Source organism: Pseudarthrobacter sp. L1SW, from assembly GCF_020809045.1.
Classification (GTDB): domain Bacteria; phylum Actinomycetota; class Actinomycetes; order Actinomycetales; family Micrococcaceae; genus Arthrobacter.
This window is the reverse complement of the sequence record NZ_CP078079.1, coordinates 215,361-240,668: the sequence shown is the minus strand read 5'-3', so window position 1 is coordinate 240,668 and position 25,308 is coordinate 215,361. Positions and strand designations below refer to the sequence as shown.

27 protein-coding genes and 1 pseudogene are annotated in these 25,308 nt (G+C 67.0%); 9 read left to right on the top strand and 19 right to left on the bottom strand.

The window, feature by feature from the left end; genetic code table 11:
* Positions 1-53: 53 nt before the first annotated feature.
* Both KTR40_RS01150 and KTR40_RS01145 read right to left on the bottom strand, forming a co-directional pair.
* Positions 54-680, bottom strand: a complete 627-nt coding sequence (locus KTR40_RS01150; protein ID WP_228405023.1) for a DUF4190 domain-containing protein — start codon at positions 678-680, stop codon at positions 54-56.
* A 50-nt stretch (positions 681-730) separates the two neighbouring features.
* Complete coding sequence (locus KTR40_RS01145; protein WP_228405022.1) at positions 731-1,723, bottom strand: NERD domain-containing protein; 993 nt, start codon at positions 1,721-1,723, stop codon at positions 731-733.
* Positions 1,724-1,968: 245 nt separating this feature from the next.
* On the opposite strand from KTR40_RS01145, the gene pgm reads away from it, so the two are divergent.
* Complete coding sequence (gene pgm / locus KTR40_RS01140) at positions 1,969-3,627, top strand: phosphoglucomutase (alpha-D-glucose-1,6-bisphosphate-dependent) (RefSeq protein ID WP_228405021.1); 1,659 nt, start codon at positions 1,969-1,971, stop codon at positions 3,625-3,627.
* On the opposite strand, the gene KTR40_RS01135 is transcribed toward pgm, so the two are convergent.
* From KTR40_RS01135 to KTR40_RS01125, 3 genes and pseudogenes are all read right to left on the bottom strand, one after another.
* Entirely contained in the window at positions 3,624-4,130 is a 507-nt protein-coding gene (locus KTR40_RS01135) for a 2'-5' RNA ligase family protein (protein WP_228406212.1), read from the bottom strand. The genes pgm and KTR40_RS01135 overlap by 4 nt on opposite strands.
* Positions 4,131-4,253: 123 nt before the next feature.
* Positions 4,254-5,461: pseudogene (locus tag KTR40_RS01130) on the bottom strand (IS30 family transposase).
* Positions 5,462-5,521: 60 nt separating this feature from the next.
* Positions 5,522-6,127 (bottom strand): malonic semialdehyde reductase, encoded by a 606-nt coding sequence (locus KTR40_RS01125; protein WP_228405020.1) that lies wholly within the window; start codon positions 6,125-6,127, stop codon positions 5,522-5,524.
* A 200-nt stretch (positions 6,128-6,327) separates the two neighbouring features.
* Between KTR40_RS01125 and KTR40_RS01120 the strand changes: the two genes are divergently transcribed.
* Positions 6,328-7,680, top strand: a complete 1,353-nt coding sequence (locus KTR40_RS01120) for a uracil-xanthine permease family protein (protein ID WP_228405019.1) — start codon at positions 6,328-6,330, stop codon at positions 7,678-7,680.
* Here the strand turns inward: KTR40_RS01120 and KTR40_RS01115 are convergent.
* The 5 genes from KTR40_RS01115 to KTR40_RS01095 form a co-directional block, all read right to left on the bottom strand.
* Positions 7,677-8,555 carry an SGNH/GDSL hydrolase family protein gene (locus tag KTR40_RS01115; RefSeq protein ID WP_228405018.1) on the bottom strand — a complete coding sequence of 293 codons (879 nt, stop codon included), beginning with the start codon at positions 8,553-8,555 and terminating at the stop codon, positions 7,677-7,679. The genes KTR40_RS01120 and KTR40_RS01115 overlap by 4 nt on opposite strands.
* Positions 8,552-9,448, bottom strand: coding sequence for a GAF and ANTAR domain-containing protein (locus KTR40_RS01110; RefSeq protein ID WP_228405017.1), 897 nt, complete (start codon positions 9,446-9,448; stop codon positions 8,552-8,554). Before KTR40_RS01110 ends, KTR40_RS01115 begins: the two co-directional genes overlap by 4 nt.
* 92 nt (positions 9,449-9,540) lie before the next feature.
* Positions 9,541-10,413, bottom strand: coding sequence for a glycosyltransferase family 2 protein (locus KTR40_RS01105; RefSeq protein WP_228405016.1), 873 nt, complete (start codon positions 10,411-10,413; stop codon positions 9,541-9,543).
* A 201-nt stretch (positions 10,414-10,614) separates the two neighbouring features.
* On the bottom strand, positions 10,615-10,983 hold the full coding sequence (locus KTR40_RS01100; RefSeq protein WP_228405015.1) for a hypothetical protein: 369 nt from the start codon (positions 10,981-10,983) through the stop codon (positions 10,615-10,617).
* Between the two features lie 70 nt (positions 10,984-11,053).
* Complete coding sequence (locus KTR40_RS01095) at positions 11,054-11,953, bottom strand: SDR family oxidoreductase (protein ID WP_139027444.1); 900 nt, start codon at positions 11,951-11,953, stop codon at positions 11,054-11,056.
* A 208-nt stretch (positions 11,954-12,161) separates the two neighbouring features.
* Between KTR40_RS01095 and KTR40_RS01090 the strand changes: the two genes are divergently transcribed.
* The 3 genes from KTR40_RS01090 to KTR40_RS01080 are packed head-to-tail and all read left to right on the top strand — an operon-like array spanning position 12,162 to position 13,720.
* Positions 12,162-12,683, top strand: coding sequence for a DUF6328 family protein (locus KTR40_RS01090; protein WP_228405014.1), 522 nt, complete (start codon positions 12,162-12,164; stop codon positions 12,681-12,683).
* A 2-nt stretch (positions 12,684-12,685) separates the two neighbouring features.
* On the top strand, positions 12,686-13,348 hold the full coding sequence (locus KTR40_RS01085) for a DUF6766 family protein (RefSeq protein ID WP_139027442.1): 663 nt from the start codon (positions 12,686-12,688) through the stop codon (positions 13,346-13,348).
* 27 nt (positions 13,349-13,375) lie between these two features.
* Positions 13,376-13,720, top strand: coding sequence for a LuxR family transcriptional regulator (locus KTR40_RS01080; RefSeq protein ID WP_228405013.1), 345 nt, complete (start codon positions 13,376-13,378; stop codon positions 13,718-13,720).
* Positions 13,721-13,724: 4 nt separating this feature from the next.
* Here the strand turns inward: KTR40_RS01080 and KTR40_RS01075 are convergent, their stop codons facing one another.
* The 5 genes from KTR40_RS01075 to KTR40_RS01055 all read right to left on the bottom strand — a co-directional run bounded on the left by KTR40_RS01075 (position 13,725) and on the right by KTR40_RS01055 (position 17,653).
* Positions 13,725-14,849 carry a glycerate kinase gene (locus tag KTR40_RS01075; RefSeq protein ID WP_139027440.1) on the bottom strand — a complete coding sequence of 375 codons (1,125 nt, stop codon included), beginning with the start codon at positions 14,847-14,849 and terminating at the stop codon, positions 13,725-13,727.
* A gap of 81 nt (positions 14,850-14,930) precedes the next feature.
* Positions 14,931-15,740, bottom strand: a complete 810-nt coding sequence (locus tag KTR40_RS01070; protein WP_139027439.1) for an SDR family oxidoreductase — start codon at positions 15,738-15,740, stop codon at positions 14,931-14,933.
* A 20-nt stretch (positions 15,741-15,760) separates the two neighbouring features.
* Complete coding sequence (locus tag KTR40_RS01065) at positions 15,761-16,180, bottom strand: hypothetical protein (protein ID WP_139027438.1); 420 nt, start codon at positions 16,178-16,180, stop codon at positions 15,761-15,763.
* A 90-nt stretch (positions 16,181-16,270) separates the two neighbouring features.
* The gene (locus KTR40_RS01060) at positions 16,271-16,720 is read right to left on the bottom strand and encodes a hypothetical protein (RefSeq protein ID WP_205677026.1); all 450 of its coding nucleotides are present in this window, start codon (positions 16,718-16,720) and stop codon (positions 16,271-16,273) included.
* Between the two features lie 162 nt (positions 16,721-16,882).
* Entirely contained in the window at positions 16,883-17,653 is a 771-nt protein-coding gene (locus KTR40_RS01055) for a class I SAM-dependent methyltransferase (RefSeq protein ID WP_228406210.1), read from the bottom strand.
* A gap of 246 nt (positions 17,654-17,899) precedes the next feature.
* Here KTR40_RS01055 and KTR40_RS01050 point away from each other — a divergent pair, with 246 nt between their 5' ends.
* The 3 genes from KTR40_RS01050 to KTR40_RS01040 all read left to right on the top strand — a co-directional run bounded on the left by KTR40_RS01050 (position 17,900) and on the right by KTR40_RS01040 (position 22,331).
* Entirely contained in the window at positions 17,900-19,543 is a 1,644-nt protein-coding gene (locus tag KTR40_RS01050) for an ATP-binding protein (RefSeq protein ID WP_228405012.1), read from the top strand.
* Positions 19,544-19,561: 18 nt separating this feature from the next.
* A complete protein-coding gene (locus tag KTR40_RS01045; RefSeq protein WP_139027436.1) occupies positions 19,562-21,103 on the top strand; it encodes a bifunctional diguanylate cyclase/phosphodiesterase in 1,542 nt (513 codons plus the stop codon).
* A 166-nt stretch (positions 21,104-21,269) separates the two neighbouring features.
* Positions 21,270-22,331: an EAL domain-containing protein gene (locus KTR40_RS01040; protein WP_228405011.1), complete on the top strand. Its 1,062-nt coding sequence runs from the start codon at positions 21,270-21,272 to the stop codon at positions 22,329-22,331.
* Positions 22,332-22,399: 68 nt separating this feature from the next.
* On the opposite strand, the gene KTR40_RS01035 is transcribed toward KTR40_RS01040, so the two are convergent.
* Positions 22,400-22,633 (bottom strand): DUF6480 family protein, encoded by a 234-nt coding sequence (locus tag KTR40_RS01035; protein ID WP_228405010.1) that lies wholly within the window; start codon positions 22,631-22,633, stop codon positions 22,400-22,402.
* A 140-nt stretch (positions 22,634-22,773) separates the two neighbouring features.
* Between KTR40_RS01035 and KTR40_RS01030 the strand changes: the two genes are divergently transcribed.
* Entirely contained in the window at positions 22,774-23,241 is a 468-nt protein-coding gene (locus KTR40_RS01030; protein WP_228405009.1) for a hypothetical protein, read from the top strand.
* Between the two features lie 6 nt (positions 23,242-23,247).
* Here the strand turns inward: KTR40_RS01030 and KTR40_RS01025 are convergent, their stop codons facing one another.
* The 3 genes from KTR40_RS01025 to KTR40_RS01015 form a co-directional block, all read right to left on the bottom strand.
* Positions 23,248-24,051 carry a glycerophosphodiester phosphodiesterase gene (locus KTR40_RS01025; protein ID WP_228405008.1) on the bottom strand — a complete coding sequence of 268 codons (804 nt, stop codon included), beginning with the start codon at positions 24,049-24,051 and terminating at the stop codon, positions 23,248-23,250.
* A 34-nt stretch (positions 24,052-24,085) separates the two neighbouring features.
* Positions 24,086-24,334: a hypothetical protein gene (locus KTR40_RS01020; RefSeq protein WP_228405007.1), complete on the bottom strand. Its 249-nt coding sequence runs from the start codon at positions 24,332-24,334 to the stop codon at positions 24,086-24,088.
* A 124-nt stretch (positions 24,335-24,458) separates the two neighbouring features.
* Positions 24,459-25,277 carry an HAD family hydrolase gene (locus tag KTR40_RS01015; RefSeq protein ID WP_228405006.1) on the bottom strand — a complete coding sequence of 273 codons (819 nt, stop codon included), beginning with the start codon at positions 25,275-25,277 and terminating at the stop codon, positions 24,459-24,461.
* Between the last annotated feature and the right edge of the window lie 31 nt (positions 25,278-25,308).

Sequence of the window (25,308 nt, the reverse complement as noted above, 5' to 3'; positions counted from 1 at the left end):
TGGTTCAGGCTGTTGAGCATGGCTGAGGACTTGGGGGTCAGAAGACGTGCGGTTCAGTATGAGTAGGTTGAACCGCCGCTGGTGCTGGCGACGGTCAGGCCGATGATGGCCAGCAGCCAGAGTGCGCCGTAGCCCAGTAGGCACAGGTACCCCAGGACGAGGCCGGCGATGGACATGCCCCTGCCGGCCGGTTCCCGCTTGAGGGCCAGGTGTCCGGTGATGATCGCGGCGACCTGGGGAATCAGGATCCAGCCCATGATCACCGAGGCGATGCCGCACACCATGCTGGCAATGCTCAGCGTCTTCGGCTCCGCCTGCATACCGTAGTAGTACGGCTGCTGGCCGTAGGGGCTGGCAGGCTGGCCGTACGGGCTGGCAGGCTGGCCGTAGGGGCTGGCAGGCTGCGCATACGGGCCTGGCTGCTGACCGTACGGTGTGCCGTACTGGCCCGGCTCGCCGTAGGTGTCCTGCCCGGAACCGTCCGGTGCATAGACGCCCTGCCCGTAGCCGCCCTGGCCATAAGAATTTTGCCCATCACCGCCCTGCCCGTACTGCCCGTGCTGCGGCTGCGACGGCATCCCGCTGCCGGATGGCCCGGCGGATCGGGGCGGCTCAAAGCCGGGCGGCGCCGGGGACTCCGGCTGCCCGGATTCGGGACGCTGGCTTGGCTGGTCGGACATGGTTTCCCCCTAGGATTTTGATCCAGCCTACTCCCGGCCGGTTGGGGGATCTATTGTCCCCAGTAGGGCAAGACGTACACGGCAAAAATCACAAAAGCGGCCAGCAGGGCCAGCCGTCCCCCGCCGGCAGCACCGTGCTGGCGCGAGGTCGGGCCGGCACCGTGCAGGGCCGAACCACGACGGGCCGAACCGTGCCGGGCCGGACTGCGTCGGGGCGAACCATGCCGGGGGGAACCATGCAGGGCCGGAGTGTGTGGCGGGACCGGGCTGCTGTTCGCGGCCGGCGTGGTCCCGGAGGAGTTTCCCCGGACCACCGGCCGGGGCGGCGAGCCAGCCCTCCGGACACCACCTGCAGGACCTGTTGGGTCACTTCCTGTCGCTTCGGCGGGCGGGACTGTGGTTCCGGCGGGCGGGACCACGGTTCCGGGCCGTACGCTCCGCAGCGCGGTGATGCCGGGCTCCTGTTCGTGGGTCAGCTCCTGGCCGAGGTGTTCGTAGAGTCCCGCCACGGCCTGAGGGTCCAGGACCGGGGGCAGGGCTTCTATGGCCCCCACCACGCGCCCGGTTCCGGCCACTGCCACGTCAGAATTCGTCACCCCAAAGAGGTCCGGCTGGGCAGCCATGCAGATCAACGGGCGCACCAGCCTCCGGTGCGCCGGAGCAACCACGGACGTCACGGCCGCACACTGGGCAAGGGCCCCCTCCACCGCCTGGGTCCGGGCGTAGCGCCCCTGCCACAGCACGCCCGAGGCAACGCGGACCTCGCCCGTCCAGTTCTTGGAATCCACCACAACCACGCCGCCCGGCCCCACCAAAACATGGTCCAGGCTGGCCTTTGGCCGGCCTGGCCAGTAGACATCATTCAGCACATACCAGCCCCGCGGCACCAGTTCACTGAGCTTCTCGGCCACTGCCGTAGTGCCCTCTGCGCCCGCGTCCCACGGCTTCGTGGCGCGCTCCGCTTCGTCGAGCCGGCGCTTGAGCCTGGCCACCCTCTCCGCGGCCAGCCTGGACTGCTCGGCTGCCCCGTCCCCTGCCCCCATGGCGTCCCTGCTTCCCTGCCGGAAGGACGACGGCGGCCGCCCGCCGTCGTGCCCTGCTTGCGGATGTTTTTCCGGATTTTCTCGAACGTAACAGGGCACGCAGGCGGCGGTATATAAGTACTTTCCGGGGTCGGTACTCAGTTTGACTACTCGGTTGATGACGTAATTTCGTCACAGGCCGGACACACGGGCCGCATTCCGGACGGATCGTTTTGACTCCGGCCGCCGTCTGGCATGCTGGTGGCATGGCTAGCCGCGCGGGCACAGTTGCCCAACCCCAGGACCTTGTTGACATCACTGCGCTCCTCGATGCGTATTACGACATCTCGCCGGATCTGGGTGATCCAGGGCAGCGCGTGGTCTTCGGAACCTCGGGGCACCGCGGCTCCAGCCTCAAGGCGTCCTTCAACGAGAAACACATCGTTGCCATCACCCAGGCCATTGTGGAGTACCGGGCGGGGCAGGGCATCACCGGCCCGCTGTTCCTGGCCAAGGACACGCATGCCCTGAGCGAGCCGGCGCAGAACTCCGCGCTTGAGGTCCTGGCGGCCAACGGCGTCCAGGTCCTCGTGGACGCCCGGCACGGCTACACGCCGACGCCCGCCCTGAGCCACGCCATCCTCACCTACAACCGGAAGGCCGCGGCCGGCGCCCCCCAGGCGGACGGCATCGTGGTCACCCCCAGCCACAACCCGCCGGCCGACGGCGGCTTCAAGTACAACCCTCCGCACGGCGGCCCGGCCGATTCCGATGCCACCGGGTGGATCGCCAACCGTGCCAACGAACTGCTCGAGAATGACCTCCGCGGCGTGAAGCGCGTTCCCCTGGCTGAAGCCCAGTCTGCGGACACCACCGGCAAATTCGACTTCCTCAGCAGCTACGTGGACGATCTCCCGTCCGTCCTTGACCTGGACGCCATCCGCGAGGCCGGCGTGCGCATCGGTGCCGACCCCATGGGCGGCGCCTCAGTCGACTACTGGGGCGAGATCGGCGAGCGGCACCAGCTCAACCTCACCGTGGTGAACCCCACCGTGGATCCGCAGTGGGCGTTCATGACCCTGGACTGGGACGAGAAGATCCGGATGGACTGCTCCTCGCCGTCCGCGATGGCGTCGCTGATCAAGCGGATGTCCGACGGCGGCAACGGCTCCGCCTTCGACGTCGCCACCGGAAATGACGCCGACGCCGACCGGCACGGCATCGTCACCCCGGATGCCGGCCTGATGAACCCCAACCATTACCTGGCGGTGGCCATCGACTACCTCTACCGCAACCGCAGCGGCTGGAACCCGGCCTCCGTGGTGGGCAAGACCCTGGTTTCCTCCTCGATCATCGACCGCGTGGCGGAAAGCCTGGGCCGCAAGCTTGTGGAGGTTCCGGTCGGCTTCAAGTGGTTCGTGCCCGGCCTGCTGTCCGGCGAGGGCGCTTTCGGCGGCGAGGAATCGGCCGGCGCCTCCTTCAACAAAAAGGACGGCAGCGTCTGGACCACGGACAAGGACGGCATCCTGCTCGCCCTGCTCGCCTCGGAAATCACCGCGGTCACGGGCAAGTCCCCCTCGCAGCTCTACAAGGGCCTGACGGACCAGTTCGGCGCGCCCGTGTACGCCCGCATTGACGCCGCGGCCAGCCGGGAGCAGAAGGCGAAGCTGGGCAAGCTCTCCGCCGCGGATGTCACGGCGACGTCCCTGGCAGGTGAGGAGATCACCGCCAAGCTCACCGAGGCGCCCGGCAACGGCGCGTCCATCGGGGGGTTGAAGGTGGTCACGGAGAACGCCTGGTTCGCCGCGCGCCCCTCCGGCACCGAGGACGTCTACAAGATCTACGCCGAGTCCTTCAAGGGCGAGGAGCACCTCAAGCAGGTCCAGGCGGAAGCCAAGGCCCTGGTGGACAGCGTCATCGCCTAGGCGCTGTTCCCGGTTTCCGCCAGCGTCCACAGCTTCAGGATGCGCCGGACGGTTCGGTCACCGTCCGGCGCCATGTCCACCAGTGCGATCCGGTCGAGCACGACGGCGTCCCCCGGGTCCAGCCGCTTGTGGCCGTGGTGTGAGACGTGGGGCCTGTAGCCGGACATGGTGTGGGCGGGCGTGAGGATTGTGCCGCCCAGGCCGCCGACGGCGGCGACCAGCTGCTCGTGCAGGGCCTGGAGATCCGGCTGCGGCTGGATGAGGTTCACGGGGACCGCGCCGTTCCGGCCGAAACCTGCGTCCTCACCCACCGTCAGCCCGGCACCCAGGGCCGCCAGCACTGGCGGTTCAGCCAGCCCGGCGAGGCGTTCGGCGGGGTCGGCACCTGCAGGACTGCCGACGTCGAACCTCACCAGGGTGATGTGCAGCGGCCATTCGCTGCGGGGGAAAACCAGCCCGTCCGCCACCGGCTCGACAAAGGCCACCAGGATAAGGTTCCGCATCGGCATAGCCCCAGTCTCCCACCCCCTCCGACGCTCTCTCACTTAACGCGGCTTAAGCGCCAACGCTCTCTCAGGGCGTGAGAGAGCGTCAGGGGCGGATTCAAGTGGTCGTTGCAACACGTCCTATGCTGCTGATTCTTCCAGTATTTGCTGGAGGGCTTGTGCGGGTGTTTTCCAGCCGAGGGTTTTGCGTAGGCGTCCGTTGAGTCCTGCGGCAGCGTAGTCGAGGTCTGCGCGGGTGACGGTGGTGAGGTCCATGCCTTTGGGGAAGTACTGTCGCAGGAGTCCGTTGGTGTTCTCGTTCGTGCCGCGTTGCCAGGGTGAGTGAGGATCGCAGAAGTAGACCTCGGCGCCGTGGCAATCCTGACGCGTTCGTGAATGCCGACCATCTCAGCGCCTTGGTCCCAGGTCAGGGACCGGCGCAGCTGGGCCGGCAGGGTCGGAAGGGTTGCCTCGATGGCGGCCAGCACCTGCTCGCCGGTATGTCCGTTAGGCAGGTGCAGGAGCATCACGAAACGGCTGCTGCGTTCCACGAGGGTTCCGATCGCCCCGGCGCCAGGGGTACCGATGATCAGATCGCCCTCCCAGTGCCCGGGCACTGCCCGGTCATCGGCTTCCGCGGGGCGTTCACTGATCAGCAACTCTTTCGGGACCCGGGGCCTTCGCATGCCCGCGCGCCGGTTTGGCTGGCGCACGGCCCGGCCGGTGCGCAGAGCAGCGGCGAGCTCGGCTCTCAGCCCGCCGCGGCCCTGGATGTAGATGCACTGATAGATAGTCTCCGGGCTGATGCGCATGCTTTCATCATCGGGGAAATCAATCCGTAGCCGGGCGCTGATCTGCTCCGGGGACAACCGTTCCCGCGCCGTCAGCATTCCGGCGACGTAAAGCGCCAGGGCCTCGTTGAAAGCCAGCTTCCGTGCCTTAGGCCTGCGCGCCAGCTTCTGCGCACGGTTCTGCGCCGAGGACGCCAGGTACGGACGGTTGCCCCCGTTCCGGATGTTCCTGCCCAGCTCCCTGCTGACAGTGGACGGGTTCCGGCCCAAACGCCGGCCGATCTCCCGCACGCCGCACCCGGCCGCCCGCCACACAGCGATCAACTCGCGCTCATCGAAGGACAGGAACCGCGCGCACGGGGGCTTCTTCGCAGGATCCACCCCACCATGCTGACGGACGATCAACCTGGCCGCAGACAGGGACATACCGGCCACCGCCGCCGCCACCTCATCAGATGCCCCAGAAGACCGCGCCTCCCAGAAAACCCGCACCACCGACTGCAACAGCTCAGGCCGACCAAAACCCACAACAACACCCCAATCACTCAGGTGTTGCAACGACCCCTTGAACCTGCCCGGAAAAAAGGCGCATTAAGTGAGAGAGGGCCGCGGGCAGGGTTAGACGGTGCGGACGACGTCCTCGTAGGCGAACTTGGGCTTCGCTTCGCCCCAGGCGTCCTCGGCCGGCTGGCCGATGTTGACCACCAGGAAGCTCTTCTGGTCGCCTGCCGGGAAGAAGGCCTCATCGATGGCGCCGAAGTCCGCGCCGGTCATGGGGCCCGCGGCGAACCCGAGGGACCTGACGGCCAGGATGAAGTAGCCGGCCTGCAGGTGGGCGTTGTTGTTGCCTGTGGCGGCCGCGAGCTCGGGGTTGGCATCGTACATGGCCTTGGGGGCGTTGTAGCCGGGGAGGAAGTTGTCCCACTGGCCCGCCCAGTCGGTGTCGTAGCTGAGGATTGCCACCAGCGGGGCGGAAGCGGTCTTGGCGCGGTTGCCCGGCATGAGGGCCTCCACCAGCCTGGCGCGGGCCTCATCGGAACGGACGTAGGTCACGCGCAGCGGCTGGGAGTTGAACGCTGTGGGGCCGAACTTGGTCAGCTCGTAGATGGCCTGCGCCTGCTCCTCGGTCACCTCTCCGGTGAAGGAGTTGGCAGTGCGGGCCTGGGCGAAAATGGCGTCTACCGCGGCCGCATCGATAACGGCTTCTTCGTGGGCAATGGTCATGGGCTTACCTTTCGCTGCGCCTCCCCGCTTCCCGGGGCCGGCCTTATTTGCTTTCCATACTTGCAACTTCAACCAGTTCCGCCCTCTTCCCGTGACGGCAGGTGACGTCCACCACAGCAGACCGCGGGCCGGCGCTGGCGGTATCCTTGTCCCAGTTAATCTCCGCCCTCCGCGGCATCCCCCTTGAAAGGCCTCCGCCCATGAGCATGCTCGGAATCAAATGGAAGCTGCACGGCACCGGCAAGTCGATTAAGCCCGGCCATGTGGTGGCCCCCGATGAGCGGCTGGCCTGGCCGCTCACCATTGGCGTCGGCATGCAGCACGTGGTGGCCATGTTCGGAGCCACGTTCCTGGTGCCCATCATCACGGGCATGCCGCCTGCCACCACCCTGTTCTTCTCCGGCATCGGCACCCTGCTGTTCCTGGTGATCACCAAGGGCCGGGTTCCCAGCTACCTTGGCTCAAGCTTCGCCTTCATCGCGCCCATCATGGCGTCCCAGCAGCAGTTCGGCGTCCCCGGGGCACTGGGCGGCGTGGTGCTGGCCGGCGCCGCCCTGGCCCTGGTGGGCGCCATTGTGCAGAAATTCGGCGCGGGCTGGATCAACCGGCTGATGCCGCCCATCGTCACGGGCGCAATCGTGGCCCTGATCGGGCTCAACCTTGCCCCTGCGGCGAAAAACAATTTCGACGCCGCGCCCGTCACCGCCGTGGTCACGCTGGCCACCATCATCCTGGTCAGCGTCCTCTTCCGCGGGATCCTGGGCCGCCTGAGCATCCTGGTGGGCGTGGTGGTTGGCTATCTCGTGGCCATGCTGCGCGGCGAGGTGAGCTACGACAAGATGGACGCCGCAGCCTGGATCGGCCTCCCGCAGTTCCAGACCCCCGAGTTCCACATCGGCGTGCTCGGACTGTTCGTGCCCGTGGTCCTGGTACTTGTGGCGGAGAACATCGGCCACGTGAAGTCGGTCGCGGCCATGACGGGGCAGAACCTCGACGGCGTCTCCGGGCGTGCGCTGATGGCCGACGGCGCCGCCACCGTCCTTGCCGGCTTCGGCGGCGGTTCCGGCACCACCACCTACGCTGAGAACATCGGCGTCATGGCCGCCACCAAGGTGTACTCGACGGCGGCGTACTGGGTGGCGGGCACCTTCGCCATCCTGCTGAGCTTCTCCCCCAAGTTCGGCGAACTGATCGCCACCGTCCCGCCGGGCGTCCTGGGCGGAGCAGCCACGATGCTCTACGGCATGATCGGCATCCTGGGCGTGAAGATCTGGGTGCAGAACAAGGTGAACTTCTCCAACCCGGTGAACCTGACCACCGCCGCCGTGGCCCTGATCATTGGCATCGCGGACTACACCTGGACCATCGGCGACCTCAAGTTCACCGGCATCGCGCTGGGTTCGGCGGCAGCCCTGGTGATCTACCACGGCATGAAGGCCATCGCGAAAGCCCGGGGCACGGTGGCAGAGCCGGAGACGGAACAGGCTGGCCTTCCCCCTGCCGTCAAGGCAGCCGTGAACGCTGCCGCCAAGCGGGCTCCGAAGAAGCGCTAAGCCTTCTTCAGGGACAGGGGCTCGGCGGGCAGGGCCCCCGGATGGCCCACAGCCGAATGCCCATGGCCAACAACCGGCCCGGGCCGGGGCCGTTTGGGAGCGGGCGGGGCCACCGTCGGGTGCCTGACCTGGCGGATTGCCCAGGGAACAAGGTATTCACGGGCCCAGGCGAGGTCCTGCGCCCGGGATTCCTTCCAGCTGCGAGGCGGGAGCGCCTTGGGCTGCAACGGTTCAAGGCCATGGGGAACGGCGAGTGCCTGCAGCACCCCTATGGCTATGGTGTGGTGGCCCAGCGGAGAGAAATGCAGCCGGTCAGGATCCCACATTCCGGGCCTGGTGAGGTCGCGCAGGCACCACAGGTCAACGATGACAGCGTCATGCCGGGCGGCCACTATGTGCAGGTTCTCGTTGAAGATTGCCACCTTGCCGCGTATCTGGCCGAAGACCGGGGTAGCGCCCCAATCGGGGCCGGCAAAAAGGACCACGGTGGCCCCGGATCGGGCGAGCTGCTCCACGCCGGCATCGATCTTTTCGGCCAACTTGTCCGGGTCGCTGCGGCGGAACACGATGTCGTTCCCGCCGGCGGACAGCGTAACCAGGTCAGGCTTGGCTGCCAGCGCCGGGCCCACCTGCTGGTCGAGGATCTCCTGCAGCCGCAGGCCCCGGATCGCTAGGTTGGCATAGGCAAAATCCGGTTGGCCAACACTGAGTTCCTCGGCCACGCGGTCGGCCCAGCCCCGCAGCCCGCCCTGGCTCCCCGGCTCGGGATCCCCGACGCCCTCGGTGAACGAGTCGCCGAGTGCAACAAAGCGGTGCCAGGGATGATGTCCGGCGTCTGAAGCCCATGCCGGATGCTCCTGCTTCTGCGCGGTCATGCCGTCCTCCCTTCTGGGTGCGATGACTTCTTGCGCGGTCCGGCCTTGCCGCGCGGTGCTTCCGCCTGCTGGTCCAGCTCGGCAGGGGGCAGCAGGCGGAAGTCCGCCACGCCGTCGGGCGTTCCCTGCCTCAGCCCTGTGGGTTCCCTGCCTGAATCCCCTGCCGTGGGGCTTTCCCTTGCGGAGCCGGGCGCAACAACGTTCAGGGCGGCATCGCGCAGGTCAAGCTCATGGTGCAGGGCCTGGGTCTGCAGGAACCGAAGCGCCCCCTCCCGGCTGAGCCCGTACTCATCCATGAGGCTGCGCACCGCCAGGTCCACCAGGACCAGGGAGCTTTGCACGACGGCGATCCCCGCCGTCGCTTCGGCCCGTTCCGCCACGCGCACCACTACCCGCAGTGCACGCGCCACCTGGTGAGCGTAGTTCCGGCTGCGGAGAAGGTCGTCACTGGTGAAGGCGTGGGGAAACGCCGCATACAGGTTGATGGCGGCGCTTGTCCCGCCCTCGGACGCGATGGGCATGGACAGGAGCGACTGCACGCCGTGGCTGGCAGCCGCACTCGCATATCCCGGCCAGCGCCGGTCCCGGCTGACATCTGACAGCAGCACAAACTCGCCGCTGCGGATGGCCTCCATAACAGGCCCGTCGGCGAAGGAGCACTGCTCCTGGTCAGCCTCGCGCGCCTTCTCCGTGCTGGCGGCAACGGTGCGGGCCTGGCCCAGGCGGAAAAGCGTGGCTGCCCAGGTTATGCCGCGCTGGTCGCCCTTGATGTCCGCCATGAAGTCACGGGTGACATCCCAGAGATAGGTTTCGACGTCCTTGCTGTCAAACACCTGTTCCGGGGGTACTGGAAAGGGTCCCCAGCCTAGCTGCCCTGTGGGTTCAGCGGCCATGATCCACGCCTTGGTTGAAGCGCTCCGGCCTACTGCAAAACCTATTTCTAAGAATACGTCCCCTGTGCGGCTGAAGGGAGGGGCAGGCCCTGTCAGCCTGCCTGTTCCTGGCCGAGCACGACGTCGTATGCCTCCACCTGCCGGTCGGTCACCGTGGTGGGTGACTCCAGATGGACGGCCCCGGAAGGCAGGATCCCGGCACCCCCGAACCGTTCCATCACGCGCCATTGGGCCACCACGTCCTCCCCGGCGTGGCCGGGCGGCAGGCTGTCCCAGAACGCGAACCCGCCCGCTTCGCTGAGCGCGTCGCGGCGGTACAGTGCGCAGCCGCCCAGCCAGGCCACCCGATAGGGCACCCACTGCCCCGGCTGGAGGGCCAGGTCGGCGCTGATGTGGCTGAGGTTTGCGGCACTGTGGAGGGGCCACCGTTCGAAGCCCGGGTCCCCGGGGCGGATGCGCTCGGCAGTGACGGGCCCTTCCCATGCCTCGAACACCGCTGTCTGTTCGGGCCTCCTGTCCTCCAGGTAGGACAGGCCCTGCGGCGCCATCCCCACGAAGCCGCACTCAAGCTTGTCCAGGGCGCAGCTGAGCCGGTCCAGCGCCCCGGGCTCCAGCCACACGTCGTCGTCAAGGAAAAGGCACTTTTCAGCGGTTGACTGTTCCAGCAGGAACTGGCGGTGCTCCGCCAGGCCCCGCCGCGGCAGGTGGCGGAGGAGGGTGACGGGCCTGCCCTGGGCTTGCAGGACACGCACCATGGCGGCAGCGGCAGGGTGCTCCCAGCCGGGGGTCCCGGTTGACTGGTCACTGATCACGACGGCGAACGCGGGCTCGGCCTGCGCGGCAAGTCCCGCGAGGGTTACGGCAAGTTCAGCCGGGCGGTTGCACGTGGGCAGCAGGACGTCCACTTCCACGCTTGCCTCCGCATCAACGCGCCGTGCCCACTGTTCTGACGATTTCCTGCTCACAGCCAACCTCCTGGCGCCTGCACTCGGCATGGATTGCGAATAGGGTCCGCCCTGTTCTTTACCCACATCGCCCGGATCTATGCCCGGCACGCCGAAGGCCTCCGCCCCTGCGGTTCCCGGGGAACCACAGGGGCGGAGGCCTCCGTTCAGTGACTGTCCCAAAGCTCCAGAACGTCCGGCGCGGACGGCCCCGGAAGGCGCCTATCCGGCGTCGAAGCTCTCGCCGCCCTCGTCATTGGGCGACTTCTCCTTGGGGAGGTCGTTGCCGCTGCCGTCCGGAATTCCGGCAGCTTCCTGCCCTGACTCGGACGAGACGGGAGCGGAGCCCTGGGAGTCATCGTTGGACTCGTCGATCTCAGCGGCGCTGGAGGGAAGGTCGACGTCGTGGGGTACCGGATCCCCGCTGGCGTCCGACTGGGGCTCGTTGGTTTCCACGCCTCCCGAAGCTTCCGTGCCGGTGCCGGAGCCGCCTCCTGAGCCCTGGACCCCGCCCATTTCCTGCTCAGCGGTGGGGGTGCCGTAACCGCCCGGGTCCGTTTCGGGCTGGGCATGCTGGTTTTCCTGCGTCATGGTTTCCTCCTGTTGTCTGGTCGGATGAAGCTGGCCTGCTGGGTCCCGTTCATTTTTGTGGAGCCCGGCTTCAGAGCCCCTTGCCCCCGGTCACCGGAAGGACTGCCCCCGAGATGTAGGAGCCGTCCTCGGAAGCCAGCAGTACATACGCGGCGGCAAGTTCTGCCGGCTGGCCAGCACGCTCCAACGGGGTGTCCTGCCCGAACTTCGGGAGCTTTTCCGGCCATTCCGTTGCCGGGATCAGTGGAGTCCAGATGGGGCCGGGGGCCACTGCGTTAACGCGGATGCCCTTGGGACCAAGCTCCTGCGCCAGCGCTTTGGTGAAGGCCACCTGCGCGGCCTTGGTCATGGCGTAGTCAATCAGGCCGGGCGACGGGTTGAAGGCCTGGATTGATGCCGTGGTGATGATGGAGGCACCTGGTTTGAGGTGCGGCACGGCTGCCCGCGCGGTCCAGAGCAGCGAGTAGAGGTTGGTCTTGAAGACGCGGTCGAACTCCTCGGTGGGCAGGGACTCCAGGCTCTCGCGGTTCTTCTGGTAGGCCGCGTTGAGCACCAGCACGTCCAGCCGCCCGAACCCGGACAGGGTCTCCTCTGCAATGCGCGTACTGAATTCCTCTTCCCGGCCGTCTCCGGCAAACAGGAGGACCCGCTGGCCGGCCTTGCGGATCCAGTCCGCGGTGTCCTGCGCGTCCTCCTCCTCTTCGGGGAGGTAGGAGATGGCCACATCGGCCCCCTCCCGGGCGAAAGCGATGGCGGCGGCCTTGCCGATTCCGGAATCACCGCCCGTGATGAGGGCCGCCTTGCCCTGCAGTTTCCCGTGCCCCTCGTAGCTCAATTCCCCGTGGTCCGGCTTGGGTTCCATCGGGGCCGTCAGGCCGGGCTGCTTCTGTTCCTGCTCCGGGAACGGGCCTGAGTGGTAGCCGCCCCGGGGATCCTTTGGCTGGTCTGCCTGCTTGTCTGTGTCGCTCATAGTCCGCCTGCTCACTGTGTCGGTTTTCGAAGAGCCCCGCCGTGCACCGGTCCTTCGAAGCTATCCCGGCCGGAGGAGCAAAGTCCACCGTTCGGTGCGAATAATCAGTAAACTTATCAAATGTTGGCGCAGGCGCAACGTCGGCCTTGTTTCTGGGTACGGGAAGAGTAGAAAGAGAACAAGGGGGCTGGCACGGGAAGGAGAGGCGATGTCCGAGGTTGAGGATTACACGGGCCGGTCGGGCCGGAATGAGACCCGTGAGGAGCAACTGGACCGCAACTGGGCAGAACTGCTGCAGGAGTTGCGGGTGTTGCAGATGGGCGTGCAGATCCTTGCCGGTTTCCTGCTGACGCTCCCCTTCCAGCAGCGGTTTGAGGACCTCGACGATTTCCAGGTGGGCCTGTACCTGACCAACGTGGTGATCGCGGCGCTGACCACGGCGCTCATCCTCCTGCCCGTGAGCGTGCACCGCAGGCTGTTCCGGAAGCGGCTCAAGGAAACGCTTGTGTCCAGCGGGGATACCATCGCCAAAATAACCCTTGCCGGAATCGCCCTGCTGAGCGCAGGGACGGCTGCGCTGGTCTTCGATGTGGCAGCCGGCCGGTCGGCCGGTCTTACCGCCGGCGGGGCGCTGATGGCAGTGATGGTGGTCCTGCTCGTTTACATCCCGATCCACCTCAACAAGCGCGCCGCTGAAGGCACGGCGCCGGACGGCTCGAAGGAAGGATGACCATGGGCAAATGGATGAGGGAACACGGGCTGTTCCTGGCGAATGCCGGACTGTTCCTCGCGTTTTTCGGCGGGATGATCCTGACGGGGGCGGCGAACTACAGCCAGGAGCAGCAGGCTCACGGCCAAGCCGCCGTCTCGGTATTCGAGTTCCTGGCCACGGGCGATTTCGTCGAGGCCACCTTTGAGAACTGGGAATCGGAATTCCTGCAGATGGCCATGTACGTGGTCCTGACGGTCTTCCTGTTCCAAAAGGGTTCCTCCGAATCCAAGCCCGTGGGCAAGGAGGCACCCCAGGACGAGGATCCGCGCCAGGCGGCCATCAAGCAGGCCACACCGTGGCCTGTGAAGCACGGGGGCGCAGTCCTCAAGCTTTACGAGCACTCCCTGTCCATCCTCCTGTTCCTGCTCTTCCTGGGCTCATTCACCGCGCACGCCCTGGGCGGCACCGCGGCGTACAACGAGGAACAGCAAAGCCACGGGGAGGCCGGCGTCACCGTGCTCCAATACGTGGGCACCAGCCGTTTCTGGTTTGAGTCCTTCCAAAACTGGCAGAGCGAGTTTTTGGCCGTCGCCGTCCTGGTGGGCGCGTCCGTCTACCTCCGGGAAAAGGGATCGCCGGAGTCCAAGCCCGTTGCCGAGCCACACTACGAGACCGGCGCCTAAGCCCGGACCAGCCGAAAGGAAAACCGCATGCGAACCATCCTGAGAACCACCCTTTTTGCCCTGCTGCTGATCTCCGCCCCGGTACTCCCGCTGGGAGCGGCCCACGCCTCCCCAGCTGCGGGTTCCGCACCTGCAGCCGTCGAAGGAAGTACGGGATCCTCCGGAGGAGTGTGGGCCATGGGCGCTTCCTCTCCCACGCCGTCTCCCGGGGATACCGCCTCCACCGGCCCCGCAAATCCGGGAACCGGGGAATCCGCGCAGAATGAGTCCACCAGGGTCAATTTCGCCCCTTGGGTTATCGGTGCGATCGCCCTTGCAACGCTGATTGTGGTGCTCATTTGGCGCCGGCGCCGCAACACCACCATCGTTTAGCTCGCTAGGCGCCCTCAAGTACCTGGCTTGTTGCCCAGGCCAGGTACTTGGCGGCGTTTTCGATGGCATCCTGCGGGGTGGGTGCCACGTCCAGCAGCTGCGCGGCGGCCACCACGCCGTGTTCTGCGAGCTCCCCGGGCGTGACCAGGATCCTCCCGGCCACCACGATCACCGGAATCCCGCGCTCCCGGGCGGCGTCCGCGAGCGCGATGGGTGCTTTTCCGGTCAGGGACTGCGAGTCCATGGACCCTTCGCCGGTGATGACCAGGTCCGCTCCGCCCAGCTGTCCGGCCAGGCCTGTAAGTCCGGCAACCAGCGAGAAGCCACCTTCCAGCGCGGCGTCGGTGAAGGCAAGGAACGACGCCGGGAAGCCGCCGGCGGCGCCCGCCCCGGGGACGTTCACGTCCCGGCCGGTTGCTTCGCGCAGGACCGATGACCAGTTGCGGAGGCCGGCGTCGAGGAGTTCCACAGCGTCCGGGTCCGCGCCCTTTTGCGGAGCGAAGACATGGGCGGCACCTTCCGGCCCGTAGAGGGGATTGCGCACGTCGACGGCGATGCGGAAGGTGACGGAGGCCAGCCGGGGATCCAGCCCGCTCGTGTCCAGCGCCGCGACGTCCGCGAGGGAGCCGCCGCCCAGGGGCACCACGTTCCCCGCGGAGTCCAGCGGCTTGAGGCCCAAGGCGCGCAGTGCCCCGCTGCCGCCGTCGGTCATGGCCGAACCGCCCAGGCCCAGCACAATCTCGGTGGCGCCGGCCTCCAGGGCGGCCGCAATGAGCTGCCCGCAACCGTAGCTGTGGGCCCGGAGGGCGTTGGCGGGGGTGGGCTCCATTTCCGCAAGGCCGGAGGCCTGGGCCGTCTCGATGACGGCGGTGACCCTGCCGTCGTCGGCCTTTCTGACCGCCCACGCGGCCCCGATTGGCGCAAGGATGGGGCCCACGACCGCATTGAGGCGCTCCTCATAACCCGCCGCCACCGCCGCTTCGAGGGTTCCCTCGCCGCCGTCGGCAATGGGGAACTGCGTGGCGACGGCGTCAGGGTAGACCCGCAAGGCACCTTCGGCAATGGCAGCTGCGGCCTCGGCTGCCGTGAGGGAACCCTTGAACTTGTCCGGAGCAATAAGAATGCGCATGCGCTCCATCATGCCAGCAGCCCCGGGGGAAAGCGCTTGCCCGGCTCGTAATGCGGACTGCAGGTCACCTTGCCCGGAAGGCTACCCTTCGCGCCACTCGTGGCTGGTGATGTGCGAGCCGGCCTGCGGCCCCATCTGCAGCATGCCGCCGTCCACCGCCCAGGACGCGCCGTTGACGTAGCTGGAAGCGGGCGAAGCCAGGAAGGCGATGACGGCCGCAATTTCCCGGGCATCACCGGGCCTGCCCAAGGGCACGCCGGGCCGGTCCTTGGTGGTGGGGTCCTCGTCCTCCTGCCCGGTCATGGGAGTGGCGATCTCGCCCGGCGCCACGCTGTTGGCCGTGATGCCGTGCTCTGCAAGCTCGAGCGCCAGTGTCTTCATCAGGCCGCCCAGGCCGTGCTTGGACGCGTCGTAGGCGGACGCGCCCACCCGCGGCTGGAATTCATGCACGCTGGTGACGGCAACCAGGCGTCCGCCCTTGCCTGCCTGCACCATGCGGCGGGCTGCGGCCTGGAGGCATACGAAGGCCCCGTTGAGGTTGGTGTCCAGCGTTTGCATCCAGGTGTCGACGTCCAGGTCCAGGAATTTGGTACCGTCGCCGGTCCCGGCATTGTTGACGAAGACGTCCACTCCGCCCAGCTCGTCCGCGAGTTCGTCGATGACGGCTCCGGCGGCGCGAAGCTCTGTGGTATCCAGCCGGCGCACCACCGCCTTGCGTCCGAGCTGGCGGATTTCCTCGGCCGTGCCTTCGGCCCCGTCCTTGTCGGAGTGCCAGGTGACGCCTACATCCATGCCAGCCCTTGCAAGCGCGACGGCGGTGGCCTTGCCGATGCCGGAATCTGATCCGGTAACGATGGCGGTGCTTGGGGCAAATCCTGCGGTGTCCTGCATGGTGGCAGCCTTTCGTTGGGTCAAGCCGGGCGGCGCAGTTCCGGCGCCGGGGGGTATTCGCCGTCCTGGGAAGATTCAGGCTCTTCGGGCACGGCCATCAGTGGGACCGCAAAGGTCACCACAGGGCGGCCTTCCGGATCGTCGGCGGCCCGGACGGTCAGGCTTCTGGTTCCGGGGGGCACCGTAGGGGTGAACACCTGGAGGTTCCGCGACCCCAGGGTGGCGGAATCCCGGAACGAGTACTCCGTGCCGAAGTGGTCCTGGAGGATGATCCGCGGCTCCGTAGCGCCGTCGGAGGCCAAGTGGATATTGACCACCAGTCCGGCGGACCAGATCTCGACGGACAAGACGGTGAACTCCGTGGAGTGGGTGACGTGCTGTCCGTAGGTGGGCGGCAGCAACATCCCGCGGAGGGAACCGGAGGGAATGAGTTCGCGCATGGTAGTTCCTGTAAGTTCTGCGCCCGCCGTCGGCGAAACGGCGCCGGCTTCATGGGCCGGTGCTGGGCTGGCGGCGGAACGGTACGCGGCTCAGGCGTCTTCGCGGCCGGGATTCTCCAGCCGGAAGAAGTTTGACTGCTGGCCGTCGCTGCGTTGTTCCTGATAGATGAAGTTCAGCCCGCGGGAGTCGAAGGTTTCAAACCATTCCTCCCAGCTGATGTGGCGGAGCTTGTCGTTTTGACCACCGAAGTCGATGCGCAGCACTCCCAGGTGGTCACCGTGTTCGGTGCCTTCCACCGTGGCCGGAACGCCGTCGCGCTCTTCGGCCCACTGCCGGATCACTTCGTGGTGCGTGGTGGCCAGGCTCCGGCCCTCGCGCTCGGGTTCGTCCTCCGTTGAGGTGACCTCCTGTGAATACTTGAGGGATTTGGATGATTCGGGGCCGGTCCGGACCTTGCCGTCATCAGGCCCGGCACCGAGATCTTCTTCGTCACGGCCTGCGCCGGCGTCCCGCGTGTTGTTGCCTTTGTCCTGCACCATGATGGCTATCCCTTCCCCTGAAGCTAAGTAGTAAGTTTACTTACCATTCAGCCTCCCAATCCACTGCGTGTCAAGGGTTTCGGCTGCAGTCCGATGGAACGCCGGAACGGGATGTGAGTGCAGAAAGGGGCGACCCTCCGGGCGGGAAGGGCGGAGCCGCGCCTAGTCCCTGGGGCGCAGCACGGCGAAGTACCCCGGGACCCGGCTCTTCCCGCCTACGCCCGTCATGGGGTGTGTTTCGATGGCCACTTCCCCGTCCTCCAGGAGCTCCCACTTCTCCGGCGGAAGGGCCCGGGAACGCTCTTCGGGACCGAAGTGGCCGGGCATCGGCAGCCCGCGGATGGCCCGTTCAAGGGGCGCGGGGATGCCCTGCGTGGTTGCACCGAGGTGGGAAACGTACTCAACGGGATTGCCCTGGAAGTTCGTTTCGGCAAGGAATATGGTGCCCCGGCTTCCGGCCATGAGCCGCAGGTTTTCCACCAGCGCCTCCTGGTCGGCCCTGTCCAGCACGTGGAGCACTCCCCGGATGAATACGTTTGCGTCCATGCCGCCGGCAAGGCCCCTGCCCGCGCCCGGCGCGGTCATGTCCCGGGCCATATAGCGGACGGTGCCGGCGCTGCCATGCGCGGCTGCCTGGGCGCCGGCGTGGGCTATGGCTTGCCCGGAAACATCCACGCCGATGACTTCAGGGAACACTCCGGCCAACGCACGGGTAAACCTGCCGTGGCCGCAGCCCACGTCCACCACGGGAAGTTCCGGGTCAAGGTGGCGGAGCAGGACGTCCTTGTAGCCGTAGAATTCATCGTCCGTCCCCGAGTCCCAGAGAACTTCGCCCCCAGTTCCGGCCCCCCTAATGCCGGCCCAGTACATGTCCCATGCCTGCGGCCGGTCCTTCGGAGCCGAGCGTGACAGCCGGATGAGCTTCGGGACCATCAAGTACTTCTGCACAGTGGACCGCAGTGACTTTGCCGGGAAGGACTTCGAGGGGGAGGGCACGGATCAAATATAGGGGCCGGTCAACCCGGCGGCGCGATCTGCCGCCTTATTGTGGCCTGTATGACCCCCGGCCAGCCAATTTCCGTGCCCGTCAGGGCCATGGAACCAATCCATGTCTTTCCCGTGGAGCCGCCCGCCCGGCGTGACCATACAATGTACTCAACTGGGAGGGAAGGGGACACTGTGGCGGTTGACACGCCGAGTGACTTGCGCGCGCCGCGCACCGCCGTCGTGGCAGACCCCGATGACGCGCGGCTCGCGTCCTACGCCAAGGCGCTGCGGGATGCAGGGTACTCAGTCCTGTGCGCGCGGGACGCTGACGGACTTGCTGCTTCCCTGGAGAAATGCCGTCCTTCCGTCGTGGTGGTTGATGCGTCTTTGTCCGCCGTCAAGGCGGACGCGCCGGTCCTTGTGGTGGTGGACCTTGACGATCCCGCAGAGCTCGCTGCCATGCAGCCGACCGGCATCCACGACTGCATCGCGAAGCCGCCCGCCCCCCGGGAACTGGCCTACCGCGCCACTGCCCTTATCGACACGGTGGCCCGGCGGAACGCCGTCCGGCAGGAGACCGAGGCGCTGCGCGAACAGCTCCGGCAGGTCTCTGCCGCGGTTCGGGCCACGAACGACCCCCAAGAGATCGCCCGCCATGTGGTGGCAGGTTTCGGCCGGACGTTCAAGGCCGACCACGTCTGGCTGACCACGTTCGAGGACAGCCGGGTTCCCCGTATCAACGCCGCCTGGAGCAGGCCCGGGCTAAAGCCGCTCCGCGAGCAGGCCCTGCCGGACGAGCAGGATGCCCGCCACGCAGCGGACCTGCTGTGGGCCGGCACCGAGACCTCGTCCTCACCCGGCGCGGAGGACCTGACAGCGGGTGAGGCCGCTTCGCCGGGCATCGCCGACGCCGTCTCCTCCTTGGCGGTACCCATGGGCGAGGGCAGTTCCTCGCTGGGCATAATCTGGATTGCGATGATCGACCAGCCGCGGACCTGGTCCGGGACCGAACTGGGGCTCATCCAACACGTGGCGGGCAACGCGGCGCACGGACTGATCCAGAGCCACCTGATCAGCAGCCAGCAGCAGGTGGTGAAGCAACTGCAGCAGCTGGACAAGGCCAAAACCGATTTCCTGGCCACCGTCAACCATGAGCTGCGGACGCCGCTGACGTCCATCATGGCGTACCTGGACATGATCCAGGAAAGCACCGAGCAGCCCGTTTCGCCCGAGGTCCACCAGATGCTGGACATCGTGGTCCGCAACACCGAGCGGCTGAGGATCCTGATCGAGGACATGCTGAGCGTCTCACGCAACGGACTTGATGACAGCCTGATGCACCTCACCCCGGTGCGGCTGGGACAGACCCTGGACCTGGTTGCCGCAGCACTCCGGCCGCTGGCCACCCTGCAAAACGTCACCATCGCCGTGGAGCAGGTTCCGGAGGACCCGGAGATCCTTGCCGACGAGGTGCAGCTGCAGCAGGTGTTTACCAACCTGGTCTCCAATGCCATCAAGTTCACCCCCAGCGGAGGGCGCATCCAGGTGGGGAGCGAGTCGCACGCAGCAGCCGACGGCACGCGGTGGGCCACCGTCAGTGTGGCGGACACCGGCATCGGCATTTCGAGCGACGAGATCGACCACGTCTTCACGCGGTTCTACCGGGCATCAAACGCCATGTCCGGCGCCATTCCCGGCACAGGGCTGGGGCTGGCCATCACCAAGGACATTGTGTCCCGCCACGGCGGCCGGATCGACGTCTCCTCAATCCTGGGCGCAGGGACCACGGTCACGGTCAGCCTCCCCCTCGACGCTGAACGCAGCCGGGAAAACTGAGCGGAATGCAGGAATCCGATGTTTGCGGATAACGACCCGCGGCTCTCCCAGCTCCTGGAAGGCATCGTGCGGCTGGCGTCCGGAGACCTCACCTCCCGGATCGAGGTTTCGCCGGCGCGTGATGAGCTGGATGCCATCATCATGGGCACCAACCTGCTGGCAGAGGACCTGCAGGTCATCTACGAGGAGCTTGAGCAGCGGGTGCAGGTCCGGACCCAGCTCCTGCACGAGGCCCATCTCGAGATGCAGAAGATGGCCATGCAGGACCCGCTCACGGGCCTGGCAAACCGCTCCGCCCTGATCGACGCGCTGAGGGCCGCCCTCGAGGCCCGCTCCGAAGAAGGCGAAAGCCCGGTCCTGCTGATGATGGACCTGAACGCCTTCAAATCCATCAACGACAGCCTGGGCCATTCCACCGGGGACCACGTCCTGATCACCGTGGGGGAGCGAATCCGCAGCGCCGTGCGCGAATCCGACGTCGTTGCCCGCCTCGGCGGCGACGAGTTCGCCATCGTCCTGCCGTCGGCCACCCCTGACCAGGCCGGCATCGTGGGCCACCGCATCCTGGCCGCCGTGGGCCAGCCCATTGAGCTGCCTGAACGCAGCTTCCGCTGCGGTGCCAGCATCGGGCTCAGCGCCGGCGAGCCGGGCAAGTCGCCGGAGGACATGCTGATGGAGGCCGACGTCGCCATGTATGCGTCCAAGGCCGAAGGCCAGAGCAAGCTGCACCGCTTCGAGCCGGGGCTCCTGCTGGTCCGCAGGCTCCGCAGCCAGCTGGTGGAGGATCTGCGTGCCGCGATCAGCAGCGACGGCCTGACGCTCAACTACCAGCCGGTGGTGGAGCTGGGCACAGGCCGGATCGAGGGCGTGGAGGCCCTGGTCCGCTGGAACCACCCGACCCGCGGCTTGATCATGCCCGACGAATTCATCCCGCTGGCGGAAGAAGCCGGGCTGATCTCCGAGCTCGGGCTGTGGGTGCTCCGGACGGCTGTGCACCAGCTCCGCGAATGGGTCAACGCCTCCGTGGTGGACAGCCGGTTCTCCGTCCGGATCAATATTTCCGCCACGGACCTGCAGAGCCTGCAGTTCATCGAGGACGTCAGGAGCGTCCTGAAGGAAACCGGCGTCCAGCCGGACCAGGTGGTGCTGGAGCTGACGGAAGTCGCCATCGTCAAAGGCAACGATCTGGACCGGTACTCGCTGGGCGGGCTGCGGGGCTTGGGTGTGGGGATCGAGATCGACGATTTCGGCACCGGCTACTCGTCCATCAGCTACCTGCGCCGGCTCCCCGTGGACCGGGTCAAGGTGGACCGGTCGCTGATCACCGGGCTGGGAACCGATCCCACGCAGCCCGCCCTGGTGGCAGCGGTCCTGCAACTCGTCCGCGCTTGTGGCCTGGAAGCGGTGTGGGAAGGCGTGGAAACGGCAGAGCAGGCGGAGCTTCTCCGCGGCCTCGGCTGCCTCAGCGCCCAGGGCTATTTCTTCAGCAGGCCGGTCCCTCCCGAACAGATTCCGGAATTGCTGGCGAAGCAGCCGGAAAGCGCGAAGCGGAAAGGCTGAAACTACTGCGCTTTTGTTCCCTGCGATATACGATCGTGGTGCGGTGTCTGCGGTTTTCGTCGCCGCGAAAATCAATGTTGGACAGGGCACCGGACTTTAAAGGCGTTTACAAATTGAACAACAAAGGGCCACTGGGTCATTACTTCGTCAACTGGGGGCGTAGCTAATGTCGGTTCGACTACAGGCATGGGGAATTATCGCCGCTGTACTGGCGGACACGGATCCGGCCGGAGCGGCTGTCCGGCAGCGCCTGAGCAACAGGCTGGATGAAAATCCCGGAGTGCCCGAACGGGCCCTGCTCGAATACCTCCTTGAAACCCGGCGGAGCGACGCCAACACGGTGGAAACGCTGGAAACCGCCAGGGAGATGCGCCTCACCCCGGCCGTCCCGCCTAAGGTGGCGGAGCAAATCGACGCGATCCGCAGCATGTCCCGCATCAGCGCCCTGCTCGAGAGCCAGATGTTGATGACGGCCTTCCAGCCCATCTATGGCCTGGAAGAAAAAATCGTGGTTGGAGTCGAGGCGTTGTCCCGGTTCGTCAGCGACGACGGTGCCGCCGCTGAACTGTGGTTCGCTGAGGCAGCCGCTGTGGGGCTGGGAGCAAACCTGGAATTCTCGGCACTCGGATCTGCGGCCGCCGCAGCCAAGACACTTCCCGAGAACCTGTTTGTGTCCCTCAACATCTCGCCCGATTCATGCCTTGACCCCCGGCTGCCGGAATTGTTCGAGCACATCGAGCTTCCCATCAGCCGTGTGGTGCTCGAACTGACCGAAACCGTCAAGGACGAGGAATACCCGCAGTTCATTGCCGCCATCAATCCGCTGCGCGACCAGGGTCTGCGCATTGCCGTGGATGACACCCATTCAGGGGCGGGGGCATTGAGCCGGATGGTGCACCTCCGGCCCGACTTCCTGAAGGTGGGCCGGAACGTCATTGGCGACGTTGACAAAGACGGCCTCCAGCGCGCCCTGGCAGCCTGCCTGGTGGACTTCGCGGACCAGATCGGCACCTCCCTTGTGGCTGAGGGCATCGAGACCGTCGGGGAGCTCAAGGTCCTCACCGAACTGGGAATCACCGCCGGGCAGGGCTACCTCCTCGGCAGGCCTTCGGTCCGGCCGAAGGACTGGGCCAGCTGGAACACCCGGCTGGACCTGGACGGGATCAACCGCCACCTGGCGGAACCCGGGCAGGCGGCCGGCACGCCGCACACAAACGAACCGCACTGACACATCCCGCACTGGCTGCCGGCCCGCCGGATGCAGTCCGGCGGGCCTGCCAAGCCTCACCAGTGCCGCTATTCGCTGTGGCCCTGGTCCCGGCTCATCTGGTCCTCAGCCGGCGGCGTCTCGCCCGGGGGCACTCCCCCGCCCGGCTCCAGGCCGGTGACGTTGCCTTCCGCAGGGTCCGGGTTCGGCGAGCCCGCAGACGCCTCGCTGCCGCGCCCGGCGGCTGTTCCGGCCGCCTCCGTGTGGTCCTTGCCCGGCTGGTCAGGGTTCGCTGGATCGTTTTCCGGATGGTAGCTGCTCATGGTGCATGCGTCCTTCCTGCCCGGCCGGGGTTCCTTGCCCCGGCTCTGGACTAATTGTAAGCATGCTGATAATTCTGGAAGGGTAATGCTCCGGGCATCCGCTGGGATGCCCGGCACGCGAGGTCGGAAGGAGCAGTCACATGGGTATCGGCGACAGCATCGGCAAGGCAGCGGAAAACGCCATGGAGGATCTGGCGGGGACATCCAAGCCCACGGAGAAAACACATGTTCCTGATCCCACGGATCCCAACGATGACGTGGAAGTGCACTCCTCCCTGAGCGAGGGATCCAACGCGATGGAAGCGGAGAAGGAAAAGGCACCCGGACTCAAGACCGGCGCCGCCCCCGGACCCGTATCGGCGAATCCGTTTAGCGGTGACGAGGAGGCCGGCAATCCGGAAGACGGCAGCGGCACGGGCGGCAGCGGCACAGCGGACCAGGACGACGACGGCCTGGCCGGCAGTGCCTCCGCCCCGGAAGGCGGTGGGGGTGTTGGCGCGGGCGGGGTTCCCGGGCCGGGCGGCCTGCCGGAGTCCAATCCCGACGAGTTGCGGGCAGACCCTTCCGAAGGGGACCAGGACCCCTCAACCAGCACAGGCCGCGGGTAGCTCACATCAGCCGCGCGGCCACTTTCCGCGTTCCAGCAGGACCTCGCGGAGCAGGTCCGCGCGGTCGGTCACCAGCCCGTCCACGCCCAGGTCAAGGAGCCGGTGCATCTCCTCCGGATCATTGATGGTCCAGACATGGACCACCAGGCCCAGGGCGTGGGCGCGGCGGACAAACCCGGGCGTCACCACTTCCACCCTGCCGTAACGCACCGGAACCTGGAGGGCGTGGACCCCGCGCAGGTTCAGGCGCATGCCCCACCTGAAGACCGGCCCCGGGAGCAGCGGGCCCAGCACGGTGAACAGGCCAACCGAAACCACACCGGCGGACGCAGCCACCGGCTGGCTCAGCAGCTTCAGTACCGCCCGCCGGCGCCGGTCCGAGAAGCTGGTCAGCAGCACCCGGTGGTGCACCTGGTGGTATTCGATGCCGGCGGCGATGCTGCGTACGGAGTTCCAGTCCTTGACGTCCACGTTCAGCCGGACGTCGGGGAGCTCCAGGAGCAGCTCGTCGAACCGCGGGATGGGCTCGCGCCCGCCGATGCGCACCTCGGAAACCCTATGGGCGGGAAGCTCGGACACCTTCCCGCTGCCGTCGGTGACCCGGTCCAGCGTCTCATCGTGGAAGAGGAACACCACGCCGTCGGAAGTGGTGTGGACATCGGTCTCGAGGTACCGGTAGCCGAGCTCGACCGCGGCGCGGAATGCGGCCATCGAGTTCTCCAAACCTTCGCGTGAAAACCCGCGGTGAGCCATGGCGATGGGCAGTAATGACCCGTCGGCATCAGCATGCTCGAAGAAGGGGAGGGCCACAATGCGAGCGTACCCCAGCCGGGGCCGGCGGGGATCAGCCCTCCTGGAGGACTATGTCCACGCCGTCGCTGCAGTGCAGCAGCGTCCGGCCCCGCCCGCCGTCGAAATCGATCCAAACCGCCGAATGGTCGGCGGTGACGGCGTCCACCAGGCCGCTGGCCTCGAAACCCGGAGCCAGGAGGACGCGGACCCGGTCGCCCTGCCGCAGCTTCTTCCAGTGCGGAGCAGGCGCGGCCTCGCGGAGCGGCGCCTCGGCAGTTCCATGCTTCGCTTTTCTTCCCATTGCTTCCCCCTGTGCACGAACGGAGAGGTTGGGCTCTCCGCCTCCAACGTTAGGGAGCAAAGGTGAACGCGAGGTGAGCGCCAGCTGTGTAAACGGCGCAGGTGCCGCCATTGCCGCAGCCGGGTCAGGACAGGTGGACGCCCAGCGAGGCCAGACGTGCCTCCAGGACCTGGGCCACGCCGTCGTCGTCAAAACGCGGGGCCTGCCGGCCTGCGGCCCGGATCGCGTCCGGGTGGCCGCTGGCCATGGCATAGCCGTGGCCTGCCCAGCGGAGCATCTCGATGTCATTGGGCATGTCTCCGAAAGCCACCACGTCAGCGGCCCCGATTCCCAGGCCGGCCGCATATTCCGCCAGGGTGACGGCCTTGTTGACGCCGGGGACCGAGAGCTCAAGCATGGACACCCCCGGGGATGAGTGCGTGGCGGATGCGAGGTGTTCGACGGCGGGAGCCACCTCCGCGAGGAAGTCGTCGGCGGTGCCTTCGCGGACAATGGCCAGGAACTTCACCACGGCATCGTCAGTCGCCAGCGTCCGCGCAAGCGGCGCCGGAGTGAATTCGGAGAGGAGTTCGCTGGAGCCGTTTTCGATGAAGCCGGGCTCCAGGTGGAACCCGGTGAGCGTTTCGGCGGCGAACAGGGCGGCGGGCCGCAGCCCCTTGATGACGCGGCGCACCTCCAGCACGGCGTCAATGGTCAACGTGCGGGCAGACACCAGCTGGTCCGCCTCAAGGTCCCAGACCACGGCGCCGTTGGAGCAGATCACGGTGCCCGTATGGCCAAGCTGGTCCTGCAGCGGGTGCAGCCAGCGCGGCGGCCGCCCGGTGACAAAAACGAGTTCGACGCCGGCCTCCCGGCATGCGTGGAAGGCGCGGACGGTGCGGTCGCTGATTTTTCCGTCGTGGCCGAGGATCGTTCCGTCAATGTCGCTTGCTACCAACCGCATCATGCCAGTCTACGTGGCTGTCCGGTGCGGT